At 59.5% G+C, this 6,957-nt stretch carries 7 protein-coding genes; 4 read left to right on the top strand and 3 right to left on the bottom strand.

Features of this window, described 5'->3' with window-relative positions; translation table 11 throughout:
• Positions 1-250: 250 nt before the first annotated feature.
• Positions 251-1,318 (bottom strand): hypothetical protein, encoded by a 1,068-nt coding sequence (locus BW975_RS17085; RefSeq protein WP_076535545.1) that lies wholly within the window; start codon positions 1,316-1,318, stop codon positions 251-253.
• Between the two features lie 226 nt (positions 1,319-1,544).
• On the opposite strand from BW975_RS17085, the gene BW975_RS17080 reads away from it, so the two are divergent.
• A complete protein-coding gene (locus BW975_RS17080; protein ID WP_028288628.1) occupies positions 1,545-2,429 on the top strand; it encodes a recombinase family protein in 885 nt (294 codons plus the stop codon).
• A 78-nt stretch (positions 2,430-2,507) separates the two neighbouring features.
• Here the strand turns inward: BW975_RS17080 and BW975_RS17075 are convergent, their stop codons facing one another.
• Together BW975_RS17075 and BW975_RS17070 are read right to left on the bottom strand one after the other, a co-directional pair.
• On the bottom strand, positions 2,508-2,903 hold the full coding sequence (locus tag BW975_RS17075; RefSeq protein ID WP_028288627.1) for a PIN domain-containing protein: 396 nt from the start codon (positions 2,901-2,903) through the stop codon (positions 2,508-2,510).
• Entirely contained in the window at positions 2,893-3,120 is a 228-nt protein-coding gene (locus BW975_RS17070) for an AbrB/MazE/SpoVT family DNA-binding domain-containing protein (protein ID WP_009503866.1), read from the bottom strand. Before BW975_RS17070 ends, BW975_RS17075 begins: the two co-directional genes overlap by 11 nt.
• 208 nt (positions 3,121-3,328) lie before the next feature.
• On the opposite strand from BW975_RS17070, the gene repA reads away from it, so the two are divergent.
• The 3 genes from repA to repC all read left to right on the top strand — a co-directional run bounded on the left by repA (position 3,329) and on the right by repC (position 6,863).
• The gene (repA, locus tag BW975_RS17065) at positions 3,329-4,522 is read left to right on the top strand and encodes a plasmid partitioning protein RepA (protein WP_009503867.1); all 1,194 of its coding nucleotides are present in this window, start codon (positions 3,329-3,331) and stop codon (positions 4,520-4,522) included.
• Entirely contained in the window at positions 4,506-5,438 is a 933-nt protein-coding gene (gene repB, locus BW975_RS17060; protein ID WP_028288626.1) for a plasmid partitioning protein RepB, read from the top strand. The genes repA and repB overlap by 17 nt, the downstream gene beginning before the upstream one ends.
• A 213-nt stretch (positions 5,439-5,651) precedes the next feature.
• A complete protein-coding gene (gene repC, locus BW975_RS17055; RefSeq protein ID WP_050525470.1) occupies positions 5,652-6,863 on the top strand; it encodes a plasmid replication protein RepC in 1,212 nt (403 codons plus the stop codon).
• Positions 6,864-6,957 lie beyond the last annotated feature (94 nt).

Below are 6,957 nucleotides of genomic sequence, written 5' to 3'. Positions count from 1 at the left end.
GTGGCGCTTGTAGCGGATGTCTTGATTTCGCATCGCCACCAACTACGCTGACAACCCTCGGCCAGCAATGTGCAGGGCGTTAACGTGACAACACCGACAGCACTGCTGAGCTGTGCCGCATTTCTTACGCTGCATGCGCGTCCAGCGGAAAATCTCAATGACAAGCTTGGGCTCTCTGCCGTCGTTCTCTGCTCAGAACGAATGGCTGCTTTCCCGCAAGGCCTGGTTGGCGCAGGGTCTCTCAAAGCACCTAGATGTCGATCCGCCACATCCTAAAGCGCCCCTGCCCTGTCATCTCACGGATCAAGCCCCTTTCTTCCAGCCTGACCAGATTGCGTTGCACAGCAGCCCGGCTCGCACCGGTCAAGGCCTCGGCCATAGGAGCCGAGGTCAAAGGCCATTCCGTGAGGACTTTGCGCAACGCTACAGGTGTACGACCCGACAGTTGCGCCATCGCACTCTTCGCGCGAACGCCCCATTCTTCAATACCATCCAGATGACGCATCGCAGTCAAAATGGCGCTGTCCATGCCATCCAGCCAGCGGTCCAACCGCTCTAACGGCAAGCCGGAGGCACGCAGCCCCCCTGCCCCACCCATGGCCAGCGGTGCAAAGATAGCACCGCTTCCGTCGCTGGCCGCGATCCTGGCAGCTGTGACGGCCGCTTCGATCTGGTCGCCGTGTTGCCCGAGACCCGCCATGCTCCAAAGGTGATATCCCATACAGGCGCGTGTAATAGGGTGCAGATCGGAAGCTGCCGTTATCACAGCTAGCCATCCGCCAGCGCGATCTTCGAAACGGTCGGCGCTGTCCTCGATGTTCTCGGGATCGCGGCGGTCAAGAAACGCTGCAAGATCGACCTTCGGGCCAGGACCACCTGTCAGGCGACGAACAGCCCACCCAATTCGGGCCAGCGCTTCCGGATCATCCTGCGCGCCAGACAATCGCATTGATATCCAAAGAGCGAGGCGGTCAGAACTCACCCGATCCCCTGCAAGCCAGCTGAGGTCCGCCGCCTCGATCAACGCGAGCCAATGCCGCCACCCTTCCGGGCCACGCAGCAGCCGGTCATCCAGAGCTCCTAAGCGTCCAGCCACTCTTGCCAGTCGCGCAGCGTGAACCCCCTCTGCCTTTGCCCACTCCTCGGTGACAGCAGTGTCGGGCGGTTCCGCCCGTGGCCCGGGAGGCAATTCATCTGGTTCTTCTTCGACTGGTCCAGGCAGAAACCAGAGATCGTCTTCGTGAACCTCTTCGTCCCCGTCGATTGTAATGAGGGGGTCGTCGAAATCATCAGCTAAAATAGATGTTTTCCGCTTCATACGTGCAAAATACTGATCTTTCGCGCATTACCCAAGAGATTTTCCCTCCGTTGCCCGCGCTCGTTAGATAATACGCGCGCGCAGCCGTCAGCGGAACCTCTCAGATCGCGCTCAGCGCAAGGAAACCAAGGGATTGTGCACCAGCACAACGAAAAAACACTTGCTTGCATTCGTTTGCAAACGGTCGTTTATTGCCGCTATATGAAACTGCAAAAAGACTGTTTTGATGCCATTGATAGGCTATGCGCGCGTATCCACAGAGGATCAAACCCCCCTGCCCCAGTCGCAGGCCCTGAAATCTGCGGGTTGCGCCGAAATCTATGAAGAGCACGCCTCAGGCGGCAATCGCGCGCGGCCGGTGCTTGGGCGTGTGCTCGAACGCATCCAGAGTGGCGATACGCTGGTCGTCGTGAGGATCGACCGGCTTGCGCGGTCTCTGTCGCATCTGCTGGAAGTGATCGAGCGGCTGGAGGCTAGGGGTGCGTTCTTTCGCTCGATCCAGGACCCGATCGACACTGGATCCCCGCAGGGCAAGTTCACGCTGCAGGTCTTGGGCGCTGCGGCCGAGTTCGAGCGCGCCCTGATCCGGGAGCGCACCAAGGCCGGCCTCGCCAGTGCGCGCACAAAGGGCCGCGTGGGCGGAAACCCTGGACTGCGGGCCAAAGACCCTGCCGCTCTTCGCAAGGTGCGGCTAGCGCGACAGGACGGCTACATGGAGCGTCTGAACGAAACGGCACAAGATTGGGTGCCCCATGTGCGCCGGTTGCGCCCTGACTTGGCCTGGGAAGACGTGGTGCGCATCATCAACGGCCCCTTGCCCGAGGCGCGTCGCTGGACCCAAAGCCGTCTCTTGCGCGCCGTGAAGGCCTATGTCCGCGACGGCTTCCTGCCCGAGACAGTTTTGGCCCGCGCCGGCCGCCGCGAAACCGACGACCGCCTGCCCGCCATCGTCGCCGCCATCAAGGGCGCGGATCCCGGCATTACGCTCCAGGCGATCTGTGAACGGCTGGAATCAATGCGCGAACGCACACCACGTGGCCGAACGAGATGGCAGCCGTCGTCAGTCAAGATGCTGTTGGAGCGGGCGGAGAGGCTGGGGCTGCTTGAGTAGCCTAACAACCTTGCAAATCCTCCACTATAGGGAAGGATTACAAGGTTGTGGTCAGTTTCAGGCACAGAAGCCGTTCGCTCATGCAAAGGGGTTGACGATGCGAAGCTGGCCTTCCACCAGCAGGCCATCTTGCATGTCCTCGCTCCACAGCGTGGTACACCCCGCAACCAAAGCGCTGGCCACGATCATCGCGTCGTAGATCGAGAAGCCGTAGCGTTCCGCCAAAGCGCGGCCGACGTCATGGGTCTGCACGGTGAGATCTTCGACGGGACACAAGGCGCGCACGCCTTCGAGAAAGGCCGCTGCTTCCTCCCAACCGAGGCCAGCTTTGCGGCGGCAGTTCACCAGTGACTCGTTTAGAACCTGAACGCTGATCCGGGGCCCCTGCCCCAGGATGACCTCGGCGCGATCGGCCTTTGGGCCGTCGTCGAGCAGGTAAAGAACGACATTCGTGTCCGCGAACTCAACGCTCATGTGCGTCGTCGCGGCTCAGACGTTCTGCTGCGGACAACTTGCCCCGGAAGCGGCGCAGGCCGGTAAGTACCTCATCCGCACGAGCAAGGCGACGGACTCTGACCCGACCGTCGTCCTTGACCAGGTCGATCTGATCACCCTCCTTGAGACCAAGCTCTCGGACGAGCTCCGCGGGCAAACGGACGGCCAGCGAGTTACCCCATTTTGCGACCTGCATCGTGACCTCCCATGCGGATATACGTCTTGTAATGTATATCCGAAAGGTTCCTAAGACAAGCCTGCCGCAAACCCTAGCTACTCTTGTGCATGACGCAGCGACTGACACCAAATCTAGAAAGAGCTTGCACGAATCTGATAGCTCGGGCAATAGTCTCGATAAATAACGCGCGATCACATAAAAAACGCGCCCACGAATCGAGGCAGAGATGAGCGAAGCTGAGCAGGACCTGGACATTGCCATCGGGCACTACGCAGAGCTTCTTGCGTCCAATCTTCATGCGCAACGTGCTGCCCACTTCCCTCCCGACGCCAAAAAAGTCATGCGCAGCCTGACCAGCGGCGAGGCGGCCGAGTTGCTTGGCGTCGATCATACCTACCTTCGCAAGCTTCATCGAGAAGGAAAGATCGCTGACGTCGAAACCACTGCGGGCAGCCACCGGCGATATACCCTCGATGATATCTGGGAGATTCGCCACGCTCTTGAGGCAAACGCGAAGAAGCCTGGAACCTACGTTCCGGGGCGTCGTGCCGGTGACGAGCTTCAGATTGTTTCTGTTGTGAACTTCAAAGGCGGGTCCGGGAAAACGACAACATCCGCTCACCTTGCACAGCGCTTGGCTCTCAAGGGATATCGTGTCCTTGCGATCGATCTGGACCCCCAGGCATCCCTTTCCGCGCTGCATGGCATCCAGCCTGAGCTGGACCTGATGGAGGGTGGCACGCTGTATGATGCGGTTCGCTACGATGAACCGGTCCCGATCTCGGACGTGATCCGCAAGACCTACATCCGTGGTCTTGACCTGATTCCCGGGAACCTCGAGCTCATGGAATTCGAACATGAGACACCGGCAGCCATTCAGCGTGGCGGCGCCCGCGCATTCTTTGCCCGTGTGCGCGACGCGCTCGACAGTGTCGAAGCGGACTATGACGTCGTCGTCATCGACTGTCCGCCGCAGCTTGGTTTTTTAACCATGTCCGCCCTTTCAGCATCTTCAGGGGTGCTTGTTACCGTTCACCCCCAAATGCTCGATCTGATGTCCATGTCGCAGTTTTTGCGCATGACCGCTGATCTGCTTGGCGTCATCCGGGATGCTGGCGCAAACCTTCGCTTCGACTGGCTGCGCTTTCTGCCGACCCGCTACAAGGTGGGTGATGCCCCGCAGACCGAGGTCATTGCTTTCATCCGGGGTCTGTTCGGCAGGTCAGTCCTGACCAACCACATGGTTGAGTCTACTGCGATCTCTGATGCAGGGCTGACGAAGCAGACGCTCTACGAGGCCGACAAGAAGGACTTCACGCGTCAGACTTTCGATCGTGCAATCGAATCCATGAACGCCGTCAACGACGAGATCGCGGCGATCATCCAGAACACGTGGGGACGCAATGGCAAGAAAGCCTAAACTGGGACTGCCACTGCAGACCCTGCGCAACGCGCCCGACGCTCTTGAAGGGCGCAGGCTGCGCGGCGGCGTTTTCGAAATCGAGCCTGACCAAATCGAAACCACAGGTCGGCTCGATGACAGGCTGCAGATTGAGACTGCGGGCCTCAAGGCGTCAATTTCCAAGAACGGACAGCGAGTACCAATCCTCGTCCGGCCGCTTGATGGTGATCGCTACAGCCTGATCTATGGCCGTCGTCGACTGGAAGCTTGCAGAGAACTTGGGATCAAGGTCCGCGCCATTGTCACAGAGATGGAGGGCGATCAGGCACTTCGTGATCAGCTGTTAGAGAACCAGGAGCGGCGGGATCTAAGCTTCATCGAACGAGCGCTTGTTGCCGCAGCCTTGCTCGACGGTGACCATCTGAGCGCATCCGAACGCACTAACAAGGGAGTCGCCGAGGTTCTCAATCTGACCGAGGCAGGAGTGTCGCAGCTGTTAAGCGTGGTCCGCACCGTTGGGGAGGACTTGGTCCTCGCCATCGGTGCCGCTCCGGGCATTGGTCGGCCCAGGTGGGAAGAGCTCAAGAAGTTGCTGGGGGCTACGGATGCCGATCGCGAACTGCTTGCAGCTTTGGCGGGTGAGGCCAAGACATCCTACCAAGGCGGTATTGACGAGAAATCCGATCATGCATTTTTGGCCGTCCTCTCTGCTGCAGGGAAGCCCGAACAGACCACATCCTCGTCTCGCCCTCGCGGGCGGCCCGGCACGGTGATTCCGGGGGTCGGTGCCGCCACTGTCACGATCGGACGTCGTGGAAAGCAACTCAAGCTCGAGTTGAAGGCCGAGGAGAGCGATTTTGTCAGCTGGCTTGAGGGCAACGCCCCGCAGCTGATCACCGAGCTTCACGAGCGCTGGAAGCGTTCGGAAGACTGAGGAAGAGCAACAATCAAAAAGGAGGCACGAGACAGGCAGAAAAGAAAAAGGCCCCGAGAAGCAAGCTTCACGAGACCTTTCTTAGGTTTCGCACGGGACCAGCCCGCTACAAAACTTCAGTTTTCGCACCTCTGAATGTAGCGATCTGGCCCCTTTCCCGCAAGCGCAAAGCGATTCGCGGGCCAGGGAAATTTTGCCTTCGTGAATGACATCATGGATTACACACCGATTTCGCCGTTTATGCGGCCGATCTCGCACGCCCATCTGCGCGTGGTCGAGCGTCCTGAGGCGTCTGTTCCCGGCAAGCCCGTCAACAAGTGGGAGCTCCTCCGTGAGCTGTCCAAGGCACAGGCCGCCTTCGGGGTTTCCGAGCGCGATCTGACCGTTCTTCAGGGACTTCTCAGCTTTTTTCCGGACGATGCGCTTGGCGGGAACACCGAAATGGTCGTCTTCCCATCCAACAAGGCGATCTGCGAGCGGCTGAACGGCATGCCTTGCTCGACGATGCGCCGTCACCTCGCCCGGTTGGTAGAGGCACGCTTGCTCATGCGGCGCGATAGCCCCAATGGGAAGCGGTATGTGCGCAAGCGTGGCGAAGATCGGGTGGCCTTCGGCTTTGATCTCTCCCCGCTCTATTGCCGGGCCGAGGAAATTGCACGGGCTGCAGAGGCTGTGCGTGAGGCCGAGGACCGTGTGCGGCGACTGAGGGAGGTAGTGAGCCTTATGCGTCGCGACTTGGCCGCTCTGGCGGAGTTCGGCGAGGAGATCCAGCCCGGGCTTGGCCTATGGGACCAGCTCCGCGACAAGGCAGCCCTCACCGCCCGCGCTCTTCGCCGCAAACTCTCGCTTGAGGATCTGTCGGCATTTCGGACTGAACTGGAGACCCTTCTTGACCAGGCGCGTAATGTGATTGACGGTCCTGAAACAGAAGAAATGAACACCAATGATGCCCAATGTGAGCGTCACCATCATAATTCAAATAAAGAATCTATAGATCTTGAACCTGCCTTAGAAAAAGGCGGGGCGGCGGGACGCGCGCCTGATGATGATACGGGTGAGCCCGTGGCTGACCTTGAAGAGTCTGACACGAGGCGGGTGCCGAAAATCCCACTCCACCTGGTAATCGCCGGCTGTCCCTCGCTCAAGACTTTCTATCAGGGCGACATTCGACACTGGCACCAACTTTTCGACGCGGCTTGTCATGTAAGGCCGGCCATGGGGATCAGTGTTTCCGCGTGGGAAGAAGCGCAACGCTGCATGGGACCAGAGCAAGCCTCGATCGTCGTCGTGGCCATGCTGGAACGATTCTCTGACATCAGATCACCGGGTGGATACTTGCGGGCGCTGACGTCCAAGGCCGCGGCGGGCGAATTCTCTTGCGGTCCGATGGTCATGGCTTTGATCGGTCGGCGAAGTGCGGCTTAACAGCTGTTAAGTTTCAACGCCGCGGTGCTCAGTTGGCATGACTTAACAGCTGTTAAGTCGCCTCTTGGCAACCATACGATCATCGAGAGGGAAA

Source organism: Roseovarius nanhaiticus (assembly GCF_900156535.1).
GTDB classification, from domain to species: domain Bacteria; phylum Pseudomonadota; class Alphaproteobacteria; order Rhodobacterales; family Rhodobacteraceae; genus Roseovarius; species Roseovarius nanhaiticus.
Note: the sequence above shows the minus strand (reverse complement) of the source record. Positions and strands in the feature narration are given on the sequence as shown.